At 45.2% G+C, this 25118-nt stretch carries 17 protein-coding genes and 1 pseudogene; 17 read left to right on the plus strand and 1 reads right to left on the minus strand.

Annotation, left to right across the window (positions count from 1 at the left end; genetic code table 11):
• Position 1 precedes the first annotated feature (1 nt).
• The 13 genes from DPO_RS12760 to DPO_RS23980 all read left to right on the plus strand — a co-directional run bounded on the left by DPO_RS12760 (position 2) and on the right by DPO_RS23980 (position 16232).
• Positions 2-940: a glycosyltransferase gene (locus tag DPO_RS12760; RefSeq protein ID WP_006966364.1), complete on the plus strand. Its 939-nt coding sequence runs from the start codon at positions 2-4 to the stop codon at positions 938-940.
• On the plus strand, positions 933-2153 hold the full coding sequence (locus DPO_RS12765) for a TIGR03087 family PEP-CTERM/XrtA system glycosyltransferase (protein ID WP_006966365.1): 1221 nt from the start codon (positions 933-935) through the stop codon (positions 2151-2153). The genes DPO_RS12760 and DPO_RS12765 overlap by 8 nt, the downstream gene beginning before the upstream one ends.
• A complete protein-coding gene (locus tag DPO_RS12770; protein WP_006966366.1) occupies positions 2150-3256 on the plus strand; it encodes a glycosyltransferase in 1107 nt (368 codons plus the stop codon). The genes DPO_RS12765 and DPO_RS12770 overlap by 4 nt, the downstream gene beginning before the upstream one ends.
• 19 nt (positions 3257-3275) lie before the next feature.
• A complete protein-coding gene (asnB, locus tag DPO_RS12775) occupies positions 3276-5174 on the plus strand; it encodes an asparagine synthase (glutamine-hydrolyzing) (protein WP_006966367.1) in 1899 nt (632 codons plus the stop codon).
• Entirely contained in the window at positions 5171-6295 is a 1125-nt protein-coding gene (locus tag DPO_RS12780) for a glycosyltransferase (protein ID WP_006966368.1), read from the plus strand. The genes asnB and DPO_RS12780 overlap by 4 nt, the downstream gene beginning before the upstream one ends.
• A 6-nt stretch (positions 6296-6301) precedes the next feature.
• Positions 6302-7801 carry a lipopolysaccharide biosynthesis protein gene (locus DPO_RS12785; RefSeq protein WP_006966369.1) on the plus strand — a complete coding sequence of 500 codons (1500 nt, stop codon included), beginning with the start codon at positions 6302-6304 and terminating at the stop codon, positions 7799-7801.
• A gap of 30 nt (positions 7802-7831) precedes the next feature.
• Complete coding sequence (locus DPO_RS26575; protein WP_006966370.1) at positions 7832-9025, plus strand: glycosyltransferase family 4 protein; 1194 nt, start codon at positions 7832-7834, stop codon at positions 9023-9025.
• Entirely contained in the window at positions 9016-10113 is a 1098-nt protein-coding gene (locus DPO_RS12795) for a sulfotransferase (RefSeq protein WP_006966371.1), read from the plus strand. The genes DPO_RS26575 and DPO_RS12795 overlap by 10 nt, the downstream gene beginning before the upstream one ends.
• A 288-nt stretch (positions 10114-10401) precedes the next feature.
• Positions 10402-11322 (plus strand): tetratricopeptide repeat protein, encoded by a 921-nt coding sequence (locus DPO_RS12800; RefSeq protein WP_456072979.1) that lies wholly within the window; start codon positions 10402-10404, stop codon positions 11320-11322.
• Between the two features lie 16 nt (positions 11323-11338).
• Positions 11339-12439: an FRG domain-containing protein gene (locus tag DPO_RS12805; RefSeq protein ID WP_006966373.1), complete on the plus strand. Its 1101-nt coding sequence runs from the start codon at positions 11339-11341 to the stop codon at positions 12437-12439.
• A gap of 368 nt (positions 12440-12807) precedes the next feature.
• The gene (locus DPO_RS12810) at positions 12808-13719 is read left to right on the plus strand and encodes a sulfotransferase (protein WP_006966374.1); all 912 of its coding nucleotides are present in this window, start codon (positions 12808-12810) and stop codon (positions 13717-13719) included.
• Positions 13720-13815: 96 nt separating this feature from the next.
• Positions 13816-15126 carry an O-antigen ligase family protein gene (locus tag DPO_RS12815; protein ID WP_006966375.1) on the plus strand — a complete coding sequence of 437 codons (1311 nt, stop codon included), beginning with the start codon at positions 13816-13818 and terminating at the stop codon, positions 15124-15126.
• A 56-nt stretch (positions 15127-15182) separates the two neighbouring features.
• Positions 15183-16232, plus strand: a complete 1050-nt coding sequence (locus DPO_RS23980; protein WP_006966376.1) for a glycosyltransferase family 2 protein — start codon at positions 15183-15185, stop codon at positions 16230-16232.
• Positions 16233-16628: 396 nt separating this feature from the next.
• Here DPO_RS23980 and DPO_RS12825 read toward each other — a convergent pair.
• Positions 16629-18112 (minus strand): annotated as a pseudogene (locus DPO_RS12825) (ISNCY family transposase).
• A 267-nt stretch (positions 18113-18379) separates the two neighbouring features.
• Between DPO_RS12825 and DPO_RS12835 the strand changes: the two are divergent.
• The 4 genes from DPO_RS12835 (at position 18380) to DPO_RS23990 (ending at position 25113) form a co-directional block, all read left to right on the plus strand.
• Positions 18380-18991: a hypothetical protein gene (locus DPO_RS12835; protein ID WP_051069377.1), complete on the plus strand. Its 612-nt coding sequence runs from the start codon at positions 18380-18382 to the stop codon at positions 18989-18991.
• A 104-nt stretch (positions 18992-19095) separates the two neighbouring features.
• Positions 19096-21867 (plus strand): alpha/beta hydrolase-fold protein, encoded by a 2772-nt coding sequence (locus tag DPO_RS23985; RefSeq protein ID WP_160166916.1) that lies wholly within the window; start codon positions 19096-19098, stop codon positions 21865-21867.
• A gap of 89 nt (positions 21868-21956) precedes the next feature.
• Positions 21957-22460 carry an acyltransferase gene (locus tag DPO_RS12845; RefSeq protein ID WP_160166917.1) on the plus strand — a complete coding sequence of 168 codons (504 nt, stop codon included), beginning with the start codon at positions 21957-21959 and terminating at the stop codon, positions 22458-22460.
• Positions 22450-25113: an RIFT barrel domain-containing protein gene (locus DPO_RS23990; protein WP_006966387.1), complete on the plus strand. Its 2664-nt coding sequence runs from the start codon at positions 22450-22452 to the stop codon at positions 25111-25113. Before DPO_RS12845 ends, DPO_RS23990 begins: the two co-directional genes overlap by 11 nt.
• Positions 25114-25118 lie beyond the last annotated feature (5 nt).

Here is a 25118-nt window from a genome sequence, read left to right on the forward strand (position 1 = left end):
CATGACACACACAGTCAGCGTTATCATTCCCGCGTATAACGAAGAAGCCTGTCTGCCGCGGTGCCTTAAATCCATTGCAGATCTGGACTGGCCCAAAACGCACCTGGAAGTGATTATCATTGACAATGGATCCATTGACAGCACCTGTGATATTGCCCGCGCATCAGGTGCCATTGTGTTACAAGATGATACAAAAAATGTTTCTGGCCTCAGAAACCTGGGGGCCGAGCATGCCAGAGGAGATATCCTGGCATTTGTGGATGCCGACTGTGTGGTCTCGCCTGACTGGGTTGCCTGTGCGGCCCGGTATTTTGAGGATGATACTGTTGCTGCCTGGGGATCGGCCCCAAAGATCCCTGAAAACGCCACATGGGTTCAGAACACCTGGTTCATTGTCCGACAAAAAAAAACACATGTGGCTGATGTTGACTGGCTTGAATCCATGAATTTGTTTGTGGCAAAAAAGGTGTTTATGAAAGCCGGCGGGTTTGATGAATCTTTGGAAACCTGCGAAGATGTTGATTTTTCCTACCGGGTATCTGCATATGGAAAAATTGTGTCAGACCGCTCCATAAAGGTGGTTCATCTGGGAGAGGCAGCCACCATGGCAGAATTTTTCAAAAAAGAGCTGTGGCGGGGCAGGTCAAGTTTTTCCGGAGTGTTTGCCCACGGTATCTCTTTCAAGGAGCTGCCAAGTCTTGCAGTGCCGGTCTATTTCGGGATATTTCTGCCGGCCTGTCTGATTTTTCTGATGTTTCATCTCACAGCTGCAACAGGTTGGATGGTGCTGGCTGCGGCCTGTTTTCCTCTCCTGCCGGCCCTGTATAAATTAAGAGGAAAAAAAACAGATCTGACCCAAAAACTGCAGTTGACTGTACTATTGTATCTTTATTTTACTGCCCGGACCATGGCAGTGGTTTTTTTAAAAAAACATGACTGATCCAAAGCCCAGGCTGCTGTATATCTGCCACCGGATTCCTTTTCCACCTGATAAAGGGGACAAGATCCGCACCTTTCATCAGATAACCTATCTGTGCCGAAAATGGCAGATTGATCTGGTCACCTTTGCAGATGATCCGGGTGATGTGCGGTTTGCCGCAGACCTGGAAAAACTGTGTGAAAAGGTGTTTGTTTTTCCGGTAAATGCACTGAAGGCGAAAATAAAAGGCATCCTGGGGTTTGTTGCAGGAAAATCGATCACACAGGGGTATTTTTATGATGCCGCAGCCAGACACCGGGTGCTGGCGCTGTTAAATGAAAAACCCTACCAGGCTGTTTTTTGTTTTTCCTCTTCCATGGCTCCCTATGTGCTTTATAACCTGCCGGCCATCAGAAAAAAAAAGCCGGCTCCCCGGCTGGTCATGGATTTTTGTGACGTGGATTCTGATAAGTGGCGCCAGTATGCCAAAACCGCACGATTCCCCATGTCAAAAATTTTTCTGGCTGAGTCCAGGCGGCTGCTGGCGTATGAGAAAAAAATCAACCAGTCATTTGATGTTTCCATCTTTGTTTCTGAAAATGAAGCTGCCCTGTTTAAGGGGCAGGTTCCGGGTGCCAGACATGTGACCCCGGTGCCCAACGGGGTGGATGCAGATTATTTCTGCGGGGATACGCAATTACCTGAACCCGGCAGTGATCCCACCTTGGTGTTTACCGGTGCCATGGATTATTATGCCAATATTGACGGGGTAATATGGTTTTACAAAAAAATTTTGCCGCAGATAAAAAAAGTTTTCCCACAGATCAGATTTTTGATTGTGGGAAGCAATCCATCCCCTGAGATCAGGGCATTGTCAAAAACAGCCGGTGTGGTTGTCACAGGGTATGTTGCAGATATCCGGGAATATTATCAAAAAGCAACGGTGTGTGTGGTGCCTTTGCGCATTGCCAGGGGAATTCAGAACAAGGTGCTTGAGGCCATGGCCATGGGCCGGCCGGTGGTTGCCACATCTGCTGCTTTTTGCGGTATCAATGCCCGGGCCGGGACCCATGTGCTGGTGGCAGACACAGAAACCGAGTTTGCCGGGGCGGTTGTGACGCTTTTGAAAAACCGGCCATATGCCCTCTCTCTGGGCCGGTCAGCCAGGGAGATGATCAAAACCCGGTATGCCTGGCAGACCTGCCTGGAAAAACTGGATCATCTGTTGTCGTGAACAAACGGGTGGCATATGTGGTGCATTCCTTGAACTTAGGCGGTACAGAACGCCTGGCAGCTGACATGGCCCTGGCACTGCATAAAGAATATGATATCCGGATCATCTGCCTGGATGAACCCGGGATCTGGGCGGACCCGATCAGGAGGGCCGGCATACCGGTATTGTCCCTTTACCGCCAGCCCGGACTGGATCTGCGGCTGCCGGTAATGCTGGCCCGGTATGCAGCCCGGAACCTTATCCATTTTTTTCACGCCCATCAGTGCACCCCCTGGTTTTATACCGGGTTATCACGGCTGCTGTATCCCAGGCCGAAACTTTTGTTTGAAGAACACGGCCGGCTGTATCCTGAGGTGCTCAATAAAAAAAGGCGGGCGTTCAACCGGATGGTTTTGCAGAGACTGACACACACGGTGACCGCCGTGTCCCATGATGTGAAAAACCGGTTGTTTCTCTATGAAGGCCTTGACCCGGACAAAACCCATGTGGTGTATAACGGAACCCGGCCCCTGCCTGCCATGGCCCCGGATGAACGCAGGGCCTTGCGGGCCAGATTCGGTTTCACTCAAAAAGATGTGGTGGCCGGATTTATCGGCCGGCTGGATCCCATTAAAAATCTCTGTGTTGTTCTGGATGGATTTCAGACAGCTTTGGCCGGCTGTCCTGACCTGAAACTGTTGATCATCGGGGATGGGCCGCTGTTCAATGAAATCAAAGAAAAAATTATTCACATGTCGCTTTCCGACCATGTGGTCCTGGCCGGGTATCAGAAAGATGCCGCTGCCCTGGCACCGGTACTGGACGTATTTGTTCTGGCAAGTTTGAGTGAAGGCACATCCATGGCTCTTCTTGAGGCCATGTCCGCCGGGGTTCCAGCCATTGTCAGCAATGCCGGGGGCAACCCTGAAATTGTTGTAAACAACCAGACCGGATGGGTGGTACCTACAGGGGATGGTTCGGCCCTGTCCAGGGCACTGACAGAAGCGGCCCTGGATAAAAGAAAATCACAGGCAATGGGAAATCAGGCAAACAAAAGGTTTCTGGAAAACTTTACGTTTGATCGGATGATACACACCTATAAAACCCTTTACCAGCAGTTATAGATCAGGACATTGAACCAGCATGTGCGGTATAGCCGGAATCATTCAGTTTGTTCCCCATAACCGGGACAGCGCCATGGCGCAGATTACAAACATGGCAGACACCATGGCCCACCGCGGCCCTGATGAACAAGGGGTTTATGTGGATGATCATGCGGCCTTAGGCCACAAACGGTTGCGCATCATTGATCTTTCTACCGGCCAACAGCCAATGGCAAGCCAGGATCAAACCCTGCACATTGTGTTTAATGGAGAGGTGTACAATTTTCAAGAGATAAAAAAAGAACTGGTGCGCAAAAATTACCGGTTCAGCACCACATCAGATACAGAAGTGGTGCTGAATGCCTATATTGAATGGAAAGAAGCGTGCGTTAAAAAATTCAACGGCATGTTTGCCTTTGCCATCTGGGACAGCCGGAAAAAAACGCTGTTTGCCGCCCGGGACCGGGTGGGCAAAAAACCGTTTTACTATTTCTGGGACGGCAAAAGGTTTGCTTTTGCCTCGGAACTCAAGGCGATCCTGGCTGCGGGCCTGTCACAGAAAAAAATAGATCCAAAAGCCCTGGACTGCTATTTTTCCTTTGGCTATATCCCGGTTCCATATTCAATTTATGATGACATATCCAAACTGCCTTCTGCCCACACCCTGACCCTGACATCTGATGGCTTGAATTTGAAAAAATACTGGCATCTTGATTTCGGGTCAACCCGTGACCTGACCATGGACCAGGCTTCAGACCGGTTGACGGAACTGCTGTATGACGCGGTAAAGCTCCGACTGATCAGTGATGTGCCCCTGGGTGCGTTTTTATCCGGCGGGATAGACTCTTCTCTGGTGGTGTCTTTTATGGCGAAGATATCATCTCAACCGGTTGCCACCCACACCATCGGGTTTGATGAAACAGGGTTCAACGAACTGCCGGCAGCCGGCATGGTGGCGGATTTTTTAAAAACAGACCACCACCAGTTCATCGTCAATCCGGATGCATCCCAGACCCTTGAGAAAATCGCCGCTTTTTTTGATGAACCGTTTGCCGATTCCAGTGCGCTTCCCACCTGGCATGTGTGTCGCATGGCCGGAAAAAATGTGACCGTGGCCTTGTCCGGAGACGGCGGAGATGAGGGATTCGGCGGATACACCTTCCGGTATCTGCCCCACCAGATGGAATCCAGACTGCGATTGGTGCTCCCGGCGGTTTTGAGAACCCCGCTGTTTTCTCTGATCGGTGCCCTGTATCCGGCCGGCCCCGGACTGCCCCGGTTCCTGCGGCTGAAAACCATCTTTGAAAACCTGGCTGTCAGCGATGCCCAGGCGTTTTACAACGACCTGATCTGGCTCAGGCAAAAGATCCGGCAGAACCTGTATGCAAAGGGTTTCATGGATGCCCTGAAAGGCTTCACCCCGGCGGAAACCGTGATGCCGGTGTATCAGAAAAGCAGCGGCACAGACCCGGTTTCCAGAAGCCAGCACACCGATATCCAGTGCTATATGACCGACGATGTGCTGGTCAAGGTGGACAGAATGAGCATGGCCCATTCCCTTGAAGTCAGAAATCCGCTGCTGGATTACCGGATCCTTGAATTTGCCGCTGCATTGCCCCTGCATTTGAAGGTGAAAAATGGGTCCGGCAAGCGGCTGCTGCGTCACCTTGCAGCAAAACACCTGCCTCCCCAAATTATAGATCTGCCCAAACAGGGATTTGCCATACCTGCGGCACACTGGCTTCGCAAGGATTTAAACACGTTTGCCCATGATCATATCTTTAACAGTGAGGTGGTTCTGTCCTGTATGAACCCGGCACAGCTTCACACCCTGTGGTCCCGTCATCAGCAGGGAAGGGCGGACCACAGTGTTCTGCTCTGGGGCCTGATGATGCTGGGGCTGTGGGAAAAACAGTTTCACAAAGGACCGTTGCAATGAAACAAAGGCCCATCCGTGTTTTACAGCTGGGAAGCCCTGCCGGGCTGTATGGTGCGGAACGATGGATTCTGGCCCTGGTCCGGCACCTGGACCCCGCCAAAGTGGAATCTGTTGTCGGTGTGATCAAAGATGATCCGGGAAAGGCAGACCCGCCCCTGATCCGGGAGGCGGCCGCCCTGGGATTTCAAACTGTCACGATCAATGCGCCGGGCAGAATCAATCTGTCTGCTGTCAGAAGACTGCGGCAGTATATCTTTGCAAACAAGATCGATATCCTTCATACCCACTGGTACAAAACCGATATGATCGGGTTTCTGGCTGTCATGGGAACCCGGTGTAAAATCATCTCCACCCCTCATGGCTGGAGCAAAGAAGCGGGATTTGCCCTCAAATGCTATGAAATGATGGACCGGATGATATTTCCCTGGCTGGATGCCGTAGTCCCTTTATCACCGGAGCTGTATGCCGGCCTTGAAAAAAAATTTTTTGTCAAAAAAAAACTGACTTTTATTCAAAACGGGGTGGATATTACAGAAATTCAAGCCTGCAAAAATGTTCATCCGCAACTGATCCAATGGAAGGAACAGGGTTTTTTCATCCTTGGCTATATCGGGCAGCTCATCCATCGCAAGGGACTGGATGTTTTGTTTAATGCCCTGTCAATGCTTGATAAAAACCTGCCCTGGAAGCTGGCATTGGTCGGTGATGGTCCATTGCGGCCTTTTCTTGAAACGCTGGCAAAAGACCTTGAAATTTCTGAAAATATAATGTTTTTCGGATTTCAGGGTCACCGGCTTGAATTTTTGAACGGGTTTGATGTGTTTGTGCTGCCATCCCGGCTTGAAGGCATTCCAAGATGCCTGATGGAAGCTTTGGCAGCACAAAAACCGGTGATCTGTTCTGATATCCCCGGGTCAGCAGAATTGATCAAAGATAAAAAAACAGGGTATATATTCAAATCAGAAGATTCAAAGCATCTACTGCAAAAAATTGTTTCCGTCTCAACCCATCACCCGGAGGCAAAAAAAATGGCATCCACAGGAAAACAAAAGGTTTGTAATAAATATTCAGCAGGCAGAATGGCCCTGGCGTATGAAAGGCTCTATACGCAGGTGCTGTGATCCCATATGGAAAAATATGCCCATATTTTTGACACTCGCCGGCTGAACACGGATTTGAAAAAGCGGTCCTTGCGCAGCGGGGCCGTGACACTGGGATCCCAGGCACTCATGTTCATTATTCAGTTAGGATCCACCATGATTCTGGCCCGGATATTGAGCCCCCAGGATTACGGCATCAATGCCATGGCCATGACCATCACCGGTTTTGCCGGTATGTTTTCCAGCTTTGGATTGTCCACGGCCACTGTCCAGCGCTCAGATATCACCCATGAACAGGTCAGCACATTATTTTGGATAAACGTGTTGATCGGTTTTTTAATCACCCTGTTCACCGCAGTGATATCTCCTGCGGCCGCGTGGTTTTACAAAACACCGGAACTGCTTTGGGTGATGCTGACCTTATCTTTGATTTTTGTCATCACCGGTATGGGGGTACAGCACCAGGCACTGCTGACACGGCAGATGCGGTTTTTTTCAATCGTGATCATCAATGTGATATCCACGCTGGCCGGGGTTGTTGTGGCCATTATCACCGGTTATTACGGGTTTGGATATTGGGCCCTGGTTTTTAACCTGCTGACATTTGTTTCATTGAACACCATCGGGTACTGGTATTTTTGTAAATGGATTCCGGGGTTGCCCCGCAGGCATTCCGGCGTGGGTGCCATGATCCGGTTCGGTTCCAGTCTGGTGGGATCCAATGTGGTGAACTATTTTCCACGCCATTTGGACAATGTTCTCATCGGACGGTCTCACGGCAGTGATGCCTTAGGACTATACAGCAAGGCTTATCAATTGTTGATGATGCCTATTACAAATTTGCGAAATCCTTTGACACGGGTGGCAATTCCTTCTTTAAGCCGACTGCAGGACAATCCGGAACAGTATCGCGACTATTTTTTAAAATGTGTGTCATTGCTTGCGTTTATATCGATGCCGCTGGTCACATTCATGTTTGTGTTTTCAGATCAACTCATCAGCCTGCTGCTCGGCACCCAGTGGATAGGGGCCAGTGAGATTTTTAAAATTCTGGCATTGGCCGCCTTTATACAGCCGGTGGCCAGTACCAGTGAAATGGTGCTTGTTTCATCCGGACAAGGACGGCTGTTTCTTGTTCTAAGTGTGGCAACTGCGGTGGTTACGTGTCTTTCCTTTGCCATAGGCCTGCCCTGGGGACCCAAAGGGGTGGCACTGGCCTATGCACTGGCCAATTATTTATTATTTTTCCCCATTTTTTATTATACATTTAAAAATACTGCCATAACCCTGGGACATATGGCCGGAGCTGTTTACAAGCCGGTTTTTTCCAGCCTTCTGATGGGAGGGACGTGTGTGGTGCTGGTTGTACCGTTCATGGATGATCTCAACAACCTGTTCTGGCTGCCGGCGGGTTTGTTTTTATCTGCCGCCGCATATTTGGTTTCTTTTGCTGTTTTCCCCGGTGGGTTGGACGAACTTCGGGAATCCTGGGCCTATGGGAAACTTGTTTTTGAGCGGAACAAATAAAATCTACTGTCCGGGGAAAAATATAAACTGATGGATATCATTATTACCCAGGATTTTTTTCCGGAAATCGGCGGTGCCCACAAATGGCTGTATGAAGTTTACAAACGGTGGCCCACCCCGGTTACAGCATTGGTTCAGGATTATTCTTTTGACCTGCTTCTGGGTGAAAAACAGAATATTTTTGATTCCAAAGATCACGGTGAACTATGTATTGTAAGATACGATCTGAAAATTGAGAACATCGATTTTTTTGATTTTCAATTTATAAAAAAATTATGGCAAATCTATAAAAAACTTAAAGCATATGCAGCAGATGACACAATCAGAATTCATTGCCTCAGGGCATTTCCTGAAGCGATTCCAGCGGTTCTTTTAAAAAAAACAAGTCCAAAAAAAATTTCGGTTATCACCTATGCCCATGGAGAGGAGATCCTGACGGCACAGACCAGCAGGCAATTGTCTTTGGCTGCCAGATGGGTGTACCAGAATTCAGATCAGGTGATCGTCAACAGTCAATCCACAAAAAACCTGCTAAGGTCTTTTTCACCATCCGGGCCTGTGGCATGTATCCATCCGGGAGTGGATGCAAACGCCTTTGACATGAAAAAGAGCCGGTTGAAGAAATTCAGAGCCACGTTTGACTGGCCTGAAGACACCGTTATTTTATGTACCATGGCCCGCATGGAACCTAGAAAAAATCATCTGAAGGTGATTGAATCCGTGGATGTGTTGCGAAAACAAGGGGTCAATGTGGCTTATATTGTCGGAAGCGATGGTGAGGAAAAATCCCGATTGAAAAAAAGGGTCAAAGACCTGAATCTGGACAGATTCGTTCATTTCACAGGCCATGTGACCGAAGAGGAAAGGATAGCTGTCTTTTTGATTTCAGATATTCATGTAATGCCGTCGGTTCAGGCCGGATCCATGATCGAAGGGTTCGGGATTGTCTTTATTGAAGCTGCTGCCGCAGGAATACCCTCCATAGCAGGCAATACCGGTGGACAACAAGAAGCGGTTCAGGATGGAAAGACGGGTTTGGTCGTTGATGGAAACAACTTTTCTGAACTTAAAGATGCAATTAAATTTTTGATCAAAAATGAACAGATCCGACGGAAAATGGGTGAATCCGGCAAAATTTGGGCTCAGAAAAATGATTGGTATCAAATTGCAAAACAAACTTATGAAACAATAAGCCGGCTGGAAAATACTGGCGTATGTCAATAGATTCTGCCTGGAGATTAATACCTTTGTATAAGAAACAAATCAGACCTTTTTTGAGAACATTTTTTTTCTCTTTTTTAAACAGGTTGGCTAAAACAGATGAATTCAGGTCTATAATAAATCAGACATTGAATAATCAACTGGTTTTACCTGAACTTGATAAATCATTCCTGCTCAACCATGCCTATCAAAATTATCCTGAATTGGGCAGGTCATCTGATATACCGGCTGATATGTGTTCTTGTAGAAAAACCATTTTTATAACAGGCCGGTTTCGAAGCGGTACAACGCTTTTATGGAACATATTCAGGCAAGTTCAATCTTTTACAGCCTATTATGAGCCTTTTAATGAAAGGCGATGGTTTGACCCGTCAATCAGAGGAAAAAACACAGACGCAACTCACATAGGTGTTGATAACTATTGGAGAGAATATGACGGGCTTGAAGCATTAAGCTCAGTTTATCAGGAATCTTGGATAGATCGTGACCTTTATATGTCAGGCAGTTCTTGGAATCCCAGGATGAAACAATATATTGATATTTTGATTGAACGAGCTAAAAATATACCAGTTCTTCAATTTAATAGAATCGATTTTCGGTTGCCTTGGATCAAGGCGAATTATCCAGACTCATCAATCATCCATATCTTTCGAAACCCAAGAGATCAATGGTGCTCATTTATCGGAGAACAAAATATTTCCTGTATTTATGCTGAAATTAAAGAGTTAGACTCAATTGACAGGTTTTATTTAAATTCATGGGGTGAAGATTTAAAATATTTTTTTCCATTTCTGGATAAAAAAGATTTAAAATATGCTTATGAATTATTTTTTTTGATCTGGAAATTATCATATTGTTTTGGAATAAAATTTTCCGATATTTCTATTCCCTTTGAACGTATTGTTGATGACCCGAAAGTTCAAATGGATTTGGTATGCAATTGTTTGAATATCGAATTGATGGATGAAACAATTCTTGATAAATTAGTAAATAAATCCTTAATTGAAAAATGGAAACCATCAATTTCCGATTCATGGTTTAGACAAATTGAATCAAAATGTGAAGGCTTGATAGAAAAATATTATCGTTGAAGTTTCAAATTGGATTATACGATCAATGTCATTAATTTAAGCAATTAGCAGTCAAGATGGCAATTCCGGCGCGGCGAAATAGATATAGTCGTGCAAAGGTCTCAGATCATACATAGGCAAACAGGACCAATGCGCATAAGCTTTTACCCTTCTATAGATACACATTTTAACAAGTGCATAGAGGCTCTGAATAACTACGATCTCACTTCTGCTTATAGGCATTTGCAAGTAGCGTATAAGCCCTTATCACGACTTCATTCCAAGAATAGTAAATGGGCTGTATACTATTTGAATCTTTCATCGATATACAATAATAGCGGCAGGTTTTGGGAAAGTATAGAATGTTGCCATAAGGCACAGGCAATAATCAAAAAGCAAAAGCAACGGGAGATAGAGGCTAAGGCAGCCAGCAATCTTGCAAATAGCTACTTGAATTTAAGTGATTATTCCCAGGCTCTAAAACATGTTCAAAGGGCAATTGGACTTTATAAAAAGCAAACAAACAACCTGCTGCTGAGTGAGGAATATTTGACGCTGGGACAAATCCTGCTCAGAAAAGGGCAGTGGTCACAGGCTGTTAAGGCAGTTAGCAAAGCCCTCCTGCTTAGCAGGCAAAGCCAGAACAAGCAAAGGGAAGGCAGGGCCCTGATTCGTCTTGGCTACATTTTCAGGGCTGATCCTCAAATTTTCCTGGAAGGCGGTTATTTGCATCTGGCCATAGATCATTTTCGGCAGGCTGAGAGGTATTTCAGGGAAATTGAATATAAGCCGGGGCTTATAGAAGCCATATATGAAAGGGCCAACACTTATTTGTCTTTGGGTATGGTGGATAAGTCCAAAGAACTTATCAATCGCATTCAGTCCATGATTCCCGAGGAAAGCCCTTGGCGTTTTTTTCTGCTCAGACTCAAATATTGCATAAGCAACCGGGAAGAGCAGTTTGAACAGGCCATCGATTATGCCCGGAAGCTCCATCGCTTTTATGCCCAGGCCGAGGACAAAAAAGGTCAGGCTGAAAGTCTGGAGATGCTTGGTTCCAGCTATTATAATCTCTCAAACATGCAGGAAGCTGAGAAATATGGACAGAAAGCACTGGAGATGTCAAAAGCGATTGGAGATAAGTTGATTGAAGGGCAAAGTCAGGATCTTCTTAATGCGATAGATTCAATAGGTAAGTTAAATCAAGCCAGTAGCGCCGATAGCGGTTAGGGCTTTCCTGTAACCCATGCAATTAAGCCGGAAAGAAATCGACGACTTACCCACTGTATTGTTCATTCTGGATAAGATAGCCCAGAGCGAGGAAAAGCTTAGAAACGATAAACGCTGGCGCCTTCTCTTGAGCGATATGGGAGCAGAGGATAAGTTTGAGATCAGGCTGGAGTCGGCAAACGGACCTTATGTTTTGCACCCCACCTCTTCAACAGTGAATATCTTTTTTCGGGGTCAGACAGACTATCATTCTGAGTGTCTGCCAACAATCTATAGAAAGGAAAAGAATCAGCCAAGGGATGAATTGGAAATATTCATTGACCGGTTACGTTCAATAGAATTTGAATTACTGCTTAAGACTCACCCCTTTGTGAAATCAATATATGAGCGGGGCTTGCTGATACAAGGAAAGGAGCAACCAGTACCCATTAAGGTTGACTACCTGGGGCTGGCCCAACACTATGAGCTCAAGACGGACTTGATGGATTTTACAAATGATAAATGGGTGGCAGCCTTTTTTGCCACCTGCAGTAAGGTAAAAGGGGAATATGTCCCTGTAAAAAACGGGGGCTACGGGGTGATTTACAGCTACACAGTGCTGCCGGAGCCTTTTGATCAAAGCGTACAACCTGCCCAAAAGTATACCGAAAAATTTACAGCTATTGGCTTGCAGCCCTTTCCCAGGCCGGGAGAACAAAAAGGTTTTGCCTTAAAGCTCGAACCTGGTCAGGAGCTGAATACCCTGCAGGGGGTAACGCAACATTTTTTCAGGCACAATTACAAGGCAGCTGAAGTTATCTATAACCGCATGAACCAGGGCAAGAGCTTGTTCCCTGAGGATAAACTCATAAACATGGCCAAAAAGCTCAAAAACAGCAAAAAAATAAGCAAGACTGCCTTGCGCAAAGCCTTCAAAAGATATCCTGTCGCCGGCTCAGATGAACAGGAACTTGAGCAAAAATGTCGGGACAAGGGGCTTGTCTTTGTTGATACCCCGGTGGTTTCCTTTTCCAGGAATGATGAGCATTTGTTTTGGAATCAATGGGACAATGGTGCAAAGCAGAAATTTCTATCGCAATTGGTTTTTAGGCGGGTGTATTATGGAAACAAATGTTAATTGGTTTATACTCTTTGTCCGGTAAAACAGGTGCAACATTAATATATGGGCCTGGAGGGGAATAAGGCGCCATCATGCTTGACATTCTCCGCCTTTGAACCATGTAGGTTCCAAAAAAACAATAATCCAAGCTTTACAGAGTGATCATGATTTATACAAATTGAGACCTTTGAAAATTGAGCGCATTCTCCAGGATTGTAACATGCGGATAAAATTTTTTGAATTTTCGACTCAAGCGCCTTCATTGCCGCCCGAATATCATCCCCCTGCACGTATGACATCTGCGAGTCATTTCTCTCGAATTCGGCCCCAAGTGGCGTCCCCACCGCGCGGCGAACTCGATGTGGTCGTGCAAAGGTATAGTATTGATGAATAAAGATATCAGATATTTATATCTCCATTCTGTTGAACACAGCGGTTCCACGTTAATTGCATGCATTCTTGGTGCCCACCCGGAAATATCAACTGTAGGTGAATTCTCAATCGATTTTCCCAAAAAAGGATTGTGCGCCTGTGGTAAAAAGTACGATCACTGCAAATTTTGGGAAAATTGGTCCAGAAAAACCCGGGAACATGGATTGGATTTTAATATTGGAAATTTGGGAATCAATCTCCAGCCTGAACATAATAAAGATAAGCTGGAGGATCTTTTTTATTACAATTTTCCCATTAAAAAAATCGATATGGCAGTGAATTTCTTTTTCAGATCATCCCGGTATAACAAGGTCGTCCAGAAAAAACTTTCAAGATATTTAGCTCTTTCCAGGATATTATGTGAAATAGAAGACACAGGTATCTTTCTTGATACAAGTAAAAATCCATATCAGATAAAATTCCTTGCACAGCAACCAGACGTAAACTTAAGGGTCATTTCTCTGATAAGGAATGGCAGAGCAGTAATGAACTCTCTTGTAGAGCGTGAAAAATATTCACCAGAACAGGCGGTGGCTGTATGGAAATGGGGAAACAGAAATATTGAAATAATAAAAAAGAATTTTTTAAAAGAAGATAATTTTTTACAGATACGCCTGGAAGATCTGTGTGATAATCCCGAAAAATATAAAAAAGTCTTATTTGAATTTTGCGGGGTGACCGATTATTCAATAATAGACTATGCAAATTTTCCCCACAGACATATCGTGGGAAATTCCATGCGGCATAAATTTGATGGAACAATTAAAAAGCATGATGATTCCTGGAAACGAAAATTATCAAAATCTCATCTGAAATTATTTAATTCCGAATGTGGAAAATTAAATGAATCCTATGGGTACCGTTAGATTCCAGGAACAAGGCGGTTGTCTGGCAAAAACCTGGATAAATATTGTGAAATCTGAAAAGAATGGTCAGTGCCGTCAAATTGGCAGAAGGCTTACATGGGAAAGCTGATACTGTTTGCAGCCATACTGGGCACGGGCTTGCAGACATTGCGAAATCCATTTATCGGTGCCATGGCGTATTATTGCCTGGCCATATGGGGCCCCCAATATATCTGGTGGTGGAATTTTGAAGGATTGCGGGTATCTTTTATTGTTGCTGTTACAACCATTGCCGCTCTTTGCATTGCTGTTTTCCGGCAGGGCCTGGATTTTGACCTGTTGTTCACCCGAATTAATTTTTGTGTGTTCATCCTGTGGATATCATATGTAATTTCCTATTTTTTCGCCCCATATGGCGGTTTACTGGGCGAGGTGCCTTATCTGACATTCATCCATTTTTCCAAAATTATTTTTTTCTATTTTGCTGCGGTATTGCTTGTGGCTGATATCCAGAAACAAAAGTATTTCTCTTATATTATAATTGTGGCCATGATCCATTTGACCTGGTGGGCCAATTATCAATACCTTTCCCAGAACTGGCAGGCGTTCAATATGGGACGTCTCATGGGACCGACGGTGCCGGTGGGCGGGTCCATCTACAGTGATGAAAATGCCTTTGCCATGTTTTTTGTCACCGCCGTGCCGTTTTTGTTTTACTGGGGGTTGCATCTGGCAAACCGGATACCCCGATATGCAATATGGGCCGTGATCCCTTTGGGCTGGCATGCCATTTTTCTTACAGGTTCCAGAGGCGGGCTGGTGGGACTGGCTGCCAGTCTGTTCGCAGGGGTGATATTTTCAAAAAATCGATATTTGTTGATATTTATATTGATACCCATGTTTTTGCTGGCATTTTATTTTCAAGGCGGAGACCTGCTTAAAATCAGAACAGAAACCATTGTTGACTACGAAGGCGAAACATCGGCTGAAACCCGTCTGGAAGCTTGGCATGCTGCTCTGGATATGCTTTATGCCCATCCGGCAACAGGGGTGGGCATCGCCTGTTTTGTCCGGGCCATGGCTGATTTCAGCGATAAACAGCCCCGTGCCACCCACAGCGTGCCGTTGCAATTTGCCGCAGAGGTTGGCATATTGGGCTTGGCTGCCTATTGTTTGATTGTCTGGTTTGTTTTGTGGCAGGGATTTAAAAACAACCGTCTGTTGTCAATTCATGGATCACAATTTGACGATAATGAACTGGCAACGCTTCATTATTTAAACGAGTCCAGTGTGGTTTCATTTTTCGGCTTAAGTGTGTGTTCGCTTTTTTTATCACTTAATTATTATGAAGTGTTTTATTTTCTTTTGATTATCAACGGCTATATTAATTATTATATTCAGAAAAAATTATTGGTAAATTACCGTTAAACATGATTGTAGTTACTGAAGCATTTTAATTGATATTGACAGGAGATTAATAAAGATTGAATGATACTCAATTCTCTGGGAATTATTGCAATAAGCATCAGCATCAGATAGATCATAGAATCAGCCGCGTGTCTCAAGTATTTATTGTGATACCTGTTCATAATCGGGCTGCATTTGTCGAACGTTCTGTCAAATCAGTGTTAAATCAAACTTATCCTTTCTGGAAACTTGTTATTGTTGATGATCATTCAACTGATAACAGCATGGATATTATTCGTGATCTGGCAGCAAATGACCCTCGCATTACCTGTAAAACAAACAGTGAATTTACTCACAGTGCTGCGGGTGCAAGAAAGAGTGGGTTATTGGAAATGAAGGGAGATTTTATTGCATTTTTAGACTCTGACGATGTCTGGCCGAATTATCACTTGGCTGAATTTGTAAATTTTCTTGAAAGAAAATCACAAATCGACGTTATTTTCGGCGATTTGCAACGGCGTAACTTGGATGGAAGTGTGGTTACTTCATCCAAGTTCAAATGTGAAAACGGTCTTCCGAAAGAATTGATTTCTGAAGAGATAGAAGACTATATCGTACTTAAACACAGGAATGTTTTAAAGGTTGCTTTAGATAAAAGATTTACTATCGGACTTCAATCGGCCCTTTTCAGACGACGAGTCTTTGAACATCTTGAATTACGAGATGAGATTAAAATCGGAGAGGATTTTGTGTTTACTTTGGAGATGATTACCGTTGGTTTTAAACTTGCCGCATCTCGTAATATTCATATCTTCTATACGATTCATAATGACAATATCAGTGGCTGCAACGCATCGGGAAATAAAGCTAAAAGTATTAAAATTTCAGAAAATGAGATCCGCCTATATCAGCAATGGATTCCTCGGTTCATTGAACTTTCATCTAAAGAAAGAAGAATTTTAAAATCGTGTGTGTCCAGAATCTATGTCTGGAACCTTGCAAATGCAATATATCGTGAATCAGGAGATCGGTCAGCTGCTATGCGATGTATTCTGAAAGGTATATTCTTTTCACCGTTGAACCTGAGATATTGGAAAAGTTTATTTGGCACTCTGATAAAAGGTTAATGTGGATTTAGCAAATAAGGCGGTTCATGTCATCTGGGATTTGGGTTGCGGGCATCGCTCGCCTTAGTGTTTAATTTATTTCAATGACATGATGTTTTAGACTCTGAAGAGAAGAAACCAAATAATGACTTTATGGCCGTCGAACAAAACATAAAACAACTTAGGATGAAATTATGCACATTAAAGTATGCCCGGAAAAAATATTTAGTGGCTGGCCGGAAACCCCGATTTTGAGATTTTCCGGGGCACATGCCTGACAAAATTTTCAATTGTTGGTCCTCCTGCTATCACAAACCGGGGAAAGTGCTTTCATGATAGTCGTTTTTTGACGACTTTCCCATTTTTCGGGCACACCTGTAGTGTTTGACGTGCTGTTTTTGATGCAATGGCCTGTTTTTAAGCGGCTTTGCGCTGTTCAAACCGTTGCAGCTGTTTCAATCCTTTTTGTTGTATATTATGCCCCATGATCTGGAGGTTTCTTGCCAGAACAGACAGGCCCACGTATCTTTTAAATCCTTGAATACCATGATCCGGGCATCTGTCCAGACCATGATTTTCCAACCCGTTTATAGCCGATTCAACCGCTGAATGTTTTCTTTAAAAACGATAAAAATCCTTTGCTGTTTCTTCTTCACATTCAGCCTTTGTTGCATCTGCCTTTTTTCGGGAGCACCAAAATATTCAATGTTTTTTTCAGGTCCATTTTGTTACCAGGGGTATAAAATCCTTTATCAAAACTGCATCCCTTGAGGCCAGAAAATTTGTTTTGTGCCGATCTTACCATTGCAACTGCCACCTTATCATCGGTTTCTTTCTCCATCACCCGGTGGTGCAGGATAAACCCATACTGGTCTTCCAGGATGCATACCCGCAGTCCCAATTCCTGGGGAACACCGGCTTTGCCTTTTGAAATCCATTCCGTGTGAGGTTCGAAAATTGAAAAAATCTTGTCTCTATGCGGGATTTTTTCATCCTGTAACACCCGGCGTTTTATGAGATCAATTTGCCAAAGCGCGAAATTGATATATGTTTGCAACTCTTGGGCTCGGACCGCATTAATAATATCGGATGACTCCATCATTTCAATGGTCGATTTCGCCTTTAAAATGTATTTTTCAGCAAGCTCGATATACGCTTTGTGGGCATCCATAATCTGCCGAGCTTTTTTGGCCTTTTTCTTTTCATCCTTGGATGTGGAATGTTTCAATCGCTGAACTATCCGATATAGCCGTTTAAATTTTTTGATATTATATGCTGATTGCCGCCACATACTCGTTCCAATGCCCTGGCTGATAATAGCGGCAATTTGAATCATTTTTCGGACTGCATCAAAAAGCAGGTTGATGTCTGTGGGAAAATGAACATCGGTTTCAACAACGAATGAGTCACACCGTCCCATCAATGTCTCATCGTCCGAAGTTTTTTTTTCATCAGAAGTTTATGACCTACTTGTACAACCAGGGTGTTGATTTTATCAAGAACGTCAGGTGTCAGAAGCCTGACATTATCTTTCAGGGTCTGAAGCGGATAGGTGATGTCATCGTCCATCATACCATGTCCCAGCATCTGCCTTTAATGTTCTGTGGTTGTTCACCATCTCCTGGAGCTTATCGTAATCCCAATTGCAATTGAGCCGGATGGTGCCCATCACAAGGATTTTCCACAGGTCCATTCCCGGACGTCCATTTCTGGAGTCAGTGTCTTCCGGAATCACATTTTTTGAGGATGGCAAAAACTTTTTCTCGCAGATCTTGATCGCAATAGATATGCTGGAGCCCCAAAAGCAGCTTGGGAATTTCATCCCTGGCCCTCATGTCAAGTTTGATTTGGTCGATAGGGGTCTGCCCGAATGTCATTTGTGGTTCAAAAATTTTACGCAAAACAACCTCGAAGTTTTGTTTGGGTGTTGAAATTTGAATTGCTTTCGATTTCTCTCGTTTGTTAAAATCTCGTTAATTATTAATAGGTTATATTAACACAGAAATCAGTAAAAATCAACAAGCAATTCAATTATAAGTAAAAATTTCAAATAAGTTTTAGCCGTCATCCCCTTGAAAAACGTGGCGTTCTGAGTTTTCGGTCAGACACTATTTAAGATAAATTTGTATCTAATTTTAGTTTTATTGTGTGCCAATGTCCTTGGAATAGTGTCTAAATATTATTTTGATCATGATTACGTATATGGTCTGGTTCCGTTGTTTGATTTCAATCTTGAAAAAAATATTCCAACACTCTATTCATCAATTGCACTTGTGTTTGTAAGCGTTTTGCTTGCATTTATTGGTGTTACCAATAAAAAGTTAAACTCCTCATATATGCCTTGGTTTGGAATGGCGTTTGTTTTCCTGTTTTTATCGATTGATGAAATCCATGGAATACATGAGAACCTCACAATCATAGTAAAAAATACTTTTGCAACATCAGGATTTCTTTACTATTCATGGATAATACCCTACAGCATCGGTTTGATAATTTTCATAGCCTTTTTTTCAAGATTTTTGCTTGATTTGCCAAAACGAACAATGATCTTGTTTTTGGTTTCAGGAACTGTTTTTGTTTCAGGTGCGATTGGATTCGAATTGTTTGGTGGTAGACAAAATGAGCTATACGGGGCAGATAATGTCCTATATTGTTTTTTTTACACATGCGAGGAATTGTTGGAAATGCTGGGTATTGCCATTTTTATTTACACGCTGATTAAATATATAATAGATCAATTCGAATATCTAATGATAACTGTAAGTTCTGAGAATTTTTGACCGAACAAAAAAACTTTTCTAAAAAGCCTGGCATTGTTGATATGCAAACCTGTTTAAAAAACATATATTCCTTACTTCTTTTGATGTCAGGTATTTTTTTTGCCATGCCGCAGGCAGGCTTTTCAAACACTCTGGTGGTTTCCACAGTCAAAGAACTGATGGCAACCGTTCCGTTGAACAAAAAAGGCAATTTGACGGTATTGATTGAAGAGGGGGTGTATGAGATTCCGCACCGCATTGAGATATCCGGGGACCGGGTCACTTACAAAGGCATTTCGCTCAATCCGGGTGCGGTGGTGATCAAGGGTAAAGGACATGCCGGAAACGTTGACAATGTTTTCAGTATCAACGGCAGTCACGTTTATATCCAGAATCTGAAGATCGGACAAGTCAAACGGCACGCGGTTCAGATCCATGGTGAAAATAAAGTGGAAAAAGTGTTTATCAGCAATGTGCATTTTTTTGACACCGGTGAGCAGATGCTCAAGGGATCTTTTGATAAAAACAGACCCGGCCATTTTATCCGTTCGGCCATGGTGGAAAACTGCGTGTTTGAATTTACCGGTGGCAACGCTTTCCAGTCTTACACCGGCGGGATTGATGTCCACCACGGGGAAAACTGGGTGGTGAAAAACAATGTGTTCAAAAATATCACAAATCCCGGGGGCAAGCTCACAGAAGGGGCGGTCCATTTCTGGAACCATTCAAAAAATATCATTGTTACCGGCAATAAAATCATCCATTGCGACAGGGGCATTTTGTTGGGCATGGACAACTCCCCGGTTTATTCAGGGCGGATTGCCGATAATTTTATCCATACCACAAAAGATACCGGCATTTACCTTTGCAACGCAACAGATATCGAGGTGGTGAACAACACCATTTATATTGATTCCACCTATCCCAATGCCATTGAATACCGGTTTGAAAAAACAAAAGATGTGGTGATTGCCGGCAATTTTGCCAACCGGGCGATCAGATCCCGGGACGGCGGATCTGCCAGGGTGTTTGACAATGACCTGTCTGTCAAAAACAGCTGGTATATAAAACCAAGCCAGGCAGAATCGCCGCCGGTTGAAATACCAGCATCAGCTCGTCCTAAAAAATCAGAACCTGTTCATGAACCGGTGACTGAGGCTTCTCAGGTTGAAAATCTGAGGGCATGGCATACAGACGGCCAGACATTTTTAACCTTTGATATGGTGAAAAATGATTTTCCGGATGCTGACATAACCTATGGGCAGTATTTTGAGAGAAAAAAACAGATCAAAAATAAGGTGCAGTACCACATTTACCGGTCAAACACCCCCTTTAAAGATGTCAGACAATTGACCCCCCTGGCCCGGGTGGATGGGTTTACCGGTTGGAATGAATTTTTTTATGGAATTCACACCAACGCAGAAAAATATTCGGGCAGAAAAGCCATCCGGTATACTGTTAAACCCAAAGAGGGTCCTCTGGCACTGAATAAGGGGGCGTTCGTATATACACCGGAGCAAAAGGGCTCTTTTTATTATGCGGTCACGGCTGTCACAGGCGGCCGTGAAAACAAAGAAAGTCTAATCGGACAAAATGTCACCCAAAACCCGGTCCAAGAAGATACTGGGCCCGGGACACCCATATTGCAGCGGGTTGAATCCCCAAAAGAATTTCAATATATCAAAAATCCCACCCTGTATTTTTTTACCCGTTGGGAAACTTTTCCCAATGCCGGAATGAATGCCCATCCCTTTGATTATCTGGTGGCGGTTCCTGAAAATGTAAAAAATCCGGCACCCGTGGGAATTCATCTGCATTCATGGGGAGGAAATCTTCTGGAAGGATATGCCTGGTGGAACAATGCTGAAAAAGGGGCGATCCTGCTTGCTTCCAACCAGTATCCCTATGACTGGTGGACCGGGTATCATGAACATCTGTTTTCAAAAAATTCTCCGAAGTCAAATAAGGAATGGCAACATGGCGTGGTGCGGCCGTTTACCATCAACCGGCTGTTTTCTTTTCTGGCATTTATTGACAAAGACTCCCAATGGAAAGTGGATCTGTCCCGGACCTTTGCTGCCGGTTCCTCCATGGGGGGATCCGGCAGTGTGATGATGGCCATCCGGTATCCGGAAAAAATCGCCTGGGCCAGATCCTGGGTCGGGGTGCATATCCCGGAAGAATCCCCGCAGTTCAAGGGGTCTTATGCCAAGGTATGGGGAAGTCCGGAGTTCAAAGTTAAATTTGAAGACGGCACCCCGGTATGGGATTATTATAACAATGCAAAATATCTGTATGCCCATCCGGAAAAGGAGATGGGATTTATCACGTTTGCCAATGGCAAAAACGACAACCAGATCGGATGGGGTCAGGCGGTCAAGTTTTTCAAAGCACTGCAAGAAACCAAACAGCCCCATTTGTTTGTCTGGGGGCAAAAAGGACATGGCCAGCGGACCGTGATGCCGGGCAACAACAGCGAACGTGTCATGCCACTGGATATCCGGACCGATCAGCTGCTGCCGGCATTTACCCGGTGCAGCTTAGACAATGATCCCGGAAACGGCGATCCCGGAAACGGCGATCCGGCCGGGCAGGCCAACCAGTGGCTGTACTGGGAGGATCCCACCTTGGTGGATACCGTTGACCGTCTGGAGATGACCGTCGCTCTGATGGACAAGGCGCCTGCTCAGGTTTGTACTGTGGATATCACCCCCCGCAGGATACAACAGTTTCATGTCATGCCCGGCACTGTTTTGTATTGGAAAAATATTGATATCCATGGCCATGTAATCCAGAACGGACAGATTATTGCAGATGCCCACGGCGTGATCACCCTTGAAAAAATAACGGTGTCCCGGCAAAAAAATAAACTTGTGATTTCAAAAAACCCGGTGTGAAAATGAAACCCTTTTTTAAAAGTTTGTGTTTTTATCTGTGTTATATGATTGTCTGGCCTTCAGGATGGATTGTCAACCTGGAAAAACAGATGAACACTCAGGCAGAAAGCTGGTTTGCCTTTTTTGCCCAGTTCTGGGCACTGGTGCCGGGGCTGCCCGGTAACTATCTGCGGGCCGCATTTTACCGGCAGGTGCTTGATTTTTGTGATAAGGCGTGTGTGATCTCATTTGGTGCCATATGTACCCACCGGCAGGTGAAAATTGAAAAAAATGTGTATATCGGACCCTACTCACTGATCGGGTCATCCTGGATCAAGGCCGGCACCCTGATCGGTTCCCGGGTCAGTGTAACCAGTGGGAAAAAGCAGCATGCCTTAGATGACACCGGGCAATGGAAAGGGTTTGATGCCAAAAATATGGTACAGGTCCATATCGGTCCCCGGGCCTGGATCGGGGAGGGGGCCGTGGTGATGGCAGATGTGGGTGATACCAGCATGATCGGGGCAGGGGCCGTGGTGGCAGCCGTGGTGCCGGACCATGTCATAGGCGCGGGCAATCCGTTTCAAATCCGCCGGCAGATCCATGAAAATTAAGTTCACAGAATCTTCAGGCATCAAAAGGGTAAATGAACCGGTGAGTTTTGGTGTCCCGTTTCCCCGGGGCTATGCCACTCATCCGGACCGACTCTTTCTGACTACCCAAAAAGGTGAGATTCTTCCCTATGGGCACAAGGTCTTGGCAACCTGGCCGGATCACAGCATCAAATGGCTGCTGGTGGATATTCAGGTGTCAGCGGACCCGGGGGACACGGTCGTTTTTGAATTTGAAAAAACAGCAGATACCTCCTCAGTCACGGCGGATGGAACAGATCCATTCGCAACTTCCGGGTTCCGGCTCCGACACCAGGCAGACCGGATAACGATACAATCTGCTCAACTTAAAGTGCAGATGAATACCAAGGGGGTTTTTCAGCCGTTTTACAGTGTGGAATATGACGGCAGAGATTTTTCTTGCCTAAGTAACAGCGCAGTTGTTCTAAAGGATGCAGATGACACCATCTGGCAACCTGTCATAGAAGAGACAACCATTTCCCATGACACCCTGCTGCGCAAAACCATCTGTACCAGGGGGTGGTTTGAAAATACAACCCGGCCCCGGTTTTTAAAGTTTGAGTGCCTCACCCATTTTTTTTCCAACACCCCCTGGGTCAAGTTTGAATTTTCCATCTGCAACACCAATGCAGCGGTTCACCCGGGCGGTGCCTGGGATCTGGGAGATGAGAATGCGTTTTATTTCAAATCGCTGACCGTGCGCCTTCCTTTGGATGACAAAGATTTTAACACGGTTTTTTATACCCCTGAGTCGGGGGTACTGCCGGTCCGGGAGGCGGAGTGTTCTTCTGTCCGCATTTACCAGGATTCCAGCGGCCATGATAACTGGTTTTCCAGAAATCATGTCAACAAAGACGGGAACATACCGCTTCAGTTCCGAGGATACAAAATTTTTCACGCAGGCGATGTAAAGGGATCCGGTAACCATGCGGCCCCGTTCATGGGGGTTACCGGCCGGCCGGCAGTTTTAGGGGTATATATAAAAGATTTCTGGCAGAATTTCCCCAAATCCCTGGCAATAACCAAAGATCACCTTGATATCGGGCTGTTTCCGGAAGCATTTGGGGGTTTATTCGAACTGCAGCCCGGAGAGCAAAAAACACATGCATTTTATGCAGGGTTTGCTCCGGACATACCCGGAATCACCCCGCTGCTGTCTGCGGTGGATCCCCTGGTTCCGCAGATCTCCTGTGAGGCCTATCATCAGGCCATCCCGGGACCGGTCCCGGCAAAAAAAGGAACGCAAAACAGGGACGTGGACCTGTATGACCGGCTGGTGGCGGGATTTATCAACAAAGACATTGGGTATGAACAAAAAAATATCCGGATCGATGAGTTTGGGTGGCGTAATTTCGGAGATATTTTTGCCGACCATGAAGCGGTGTCTGCGGCCAAAGATCAGTTCTTTGTTTCCCACTACAATAACCAGTATGATGTCATCAAAGGCGCAGTGATTCAATTTATGCGCACGGGTGAACACCAGTGGTTCACCCTGGCAAACCATCTGGCAGATCATGTGGTTGACATTGATATTTATCACACACACAAAGACAAATACCAGTACAACCATGGGATGTTCTGGCACACAGACCATCACCTGGATGCCCATACCTCCTCCCATCGCACCATATCTGCGGCACACAGGCAGTTTAAACCGGATGGAGGCTTTGGCGGCGGACCATCTGCGGAACACAATTATGTCACCGGATTGCTGTATCTTTACTGGATCACGGGTCATCCAAAATACAGACAAGCGGTCAAGGACCTGGCCGGCTATATCATTGCCCTGCTGGAAGGGCCGGATACCTTGTCAGAGACGGTATTTCAGCAGATAAGGCATCTGGCGGTAAAAACAAAGGCCCGGTTTTCAAAACCCGGTCTCCGGATTTTTCAGTTTGACGGTCCCTGCAGAGCCAGTGGCAATGCGCTAAATACCCTGCTGGACGGGTATCTGCTCACATATGATCCCATGTATCTGGATCATGCCCAGGCCCTGATTCTCAGGGCTGTGGATCCGGGAGATGATCTGGAAACCATGGATTTGCTGAATGCGGAAATCCGCTGGTTTTATACCATATTTCTCCAGGCCCTGGGACGGTACCTGGAGATCAAGCAATCTGCAGGCCAGATGGATGAATGGTTTGCCTATGCCAGGAAAGTGCTGCGCCATTATGCCGGGTGGATGGCGGAAAATGAATACCCTTATCTGGAAAAACCGGAAATCCTGGAATTTCCCACAGAAACCTGGGCGGCCCAGGACCTGCGTAAAAGCGATGTGTTTGCCTGGGCGGCATTTTTTTCAAAACCCCCGGAAAAACAGGTCTACCAAGAAAAAAGCCGTTTTTTTTTCTCCCATGCCGTCCATGAATTGAGCCGGTTTGACACCCGGCACTTCACCCGGCCCATGGCCCTGGTCATGTCCAATGGATTGGCATGTCTGGACATGATGCATCCGGATTTTGACACCGACCAAGAAAGTTCATTCCCCAAAACCCCTTATAATGTCGGAAAATTCAAGCAAACAAGGCAATATTCTATGTTTTTGAATCAAATGTTTAAAAACCTGGCCCGGTTTTCTTTTAAAAAAGAATGGCACTGGGTCTCACTACAACTTCAACAGATCATGAAAAGATAATATCC

This window comes from Desulfotignum phosphitoxidans DSM 13687, from assembly GCF_000350545.1.
GTDB lineage: Bacteria > Desulfobacterota > Desulfobacteria > Desulfobacterales > Desulfobacteraceae > Desulfotignum > Desulfotignum phosphitoxidans.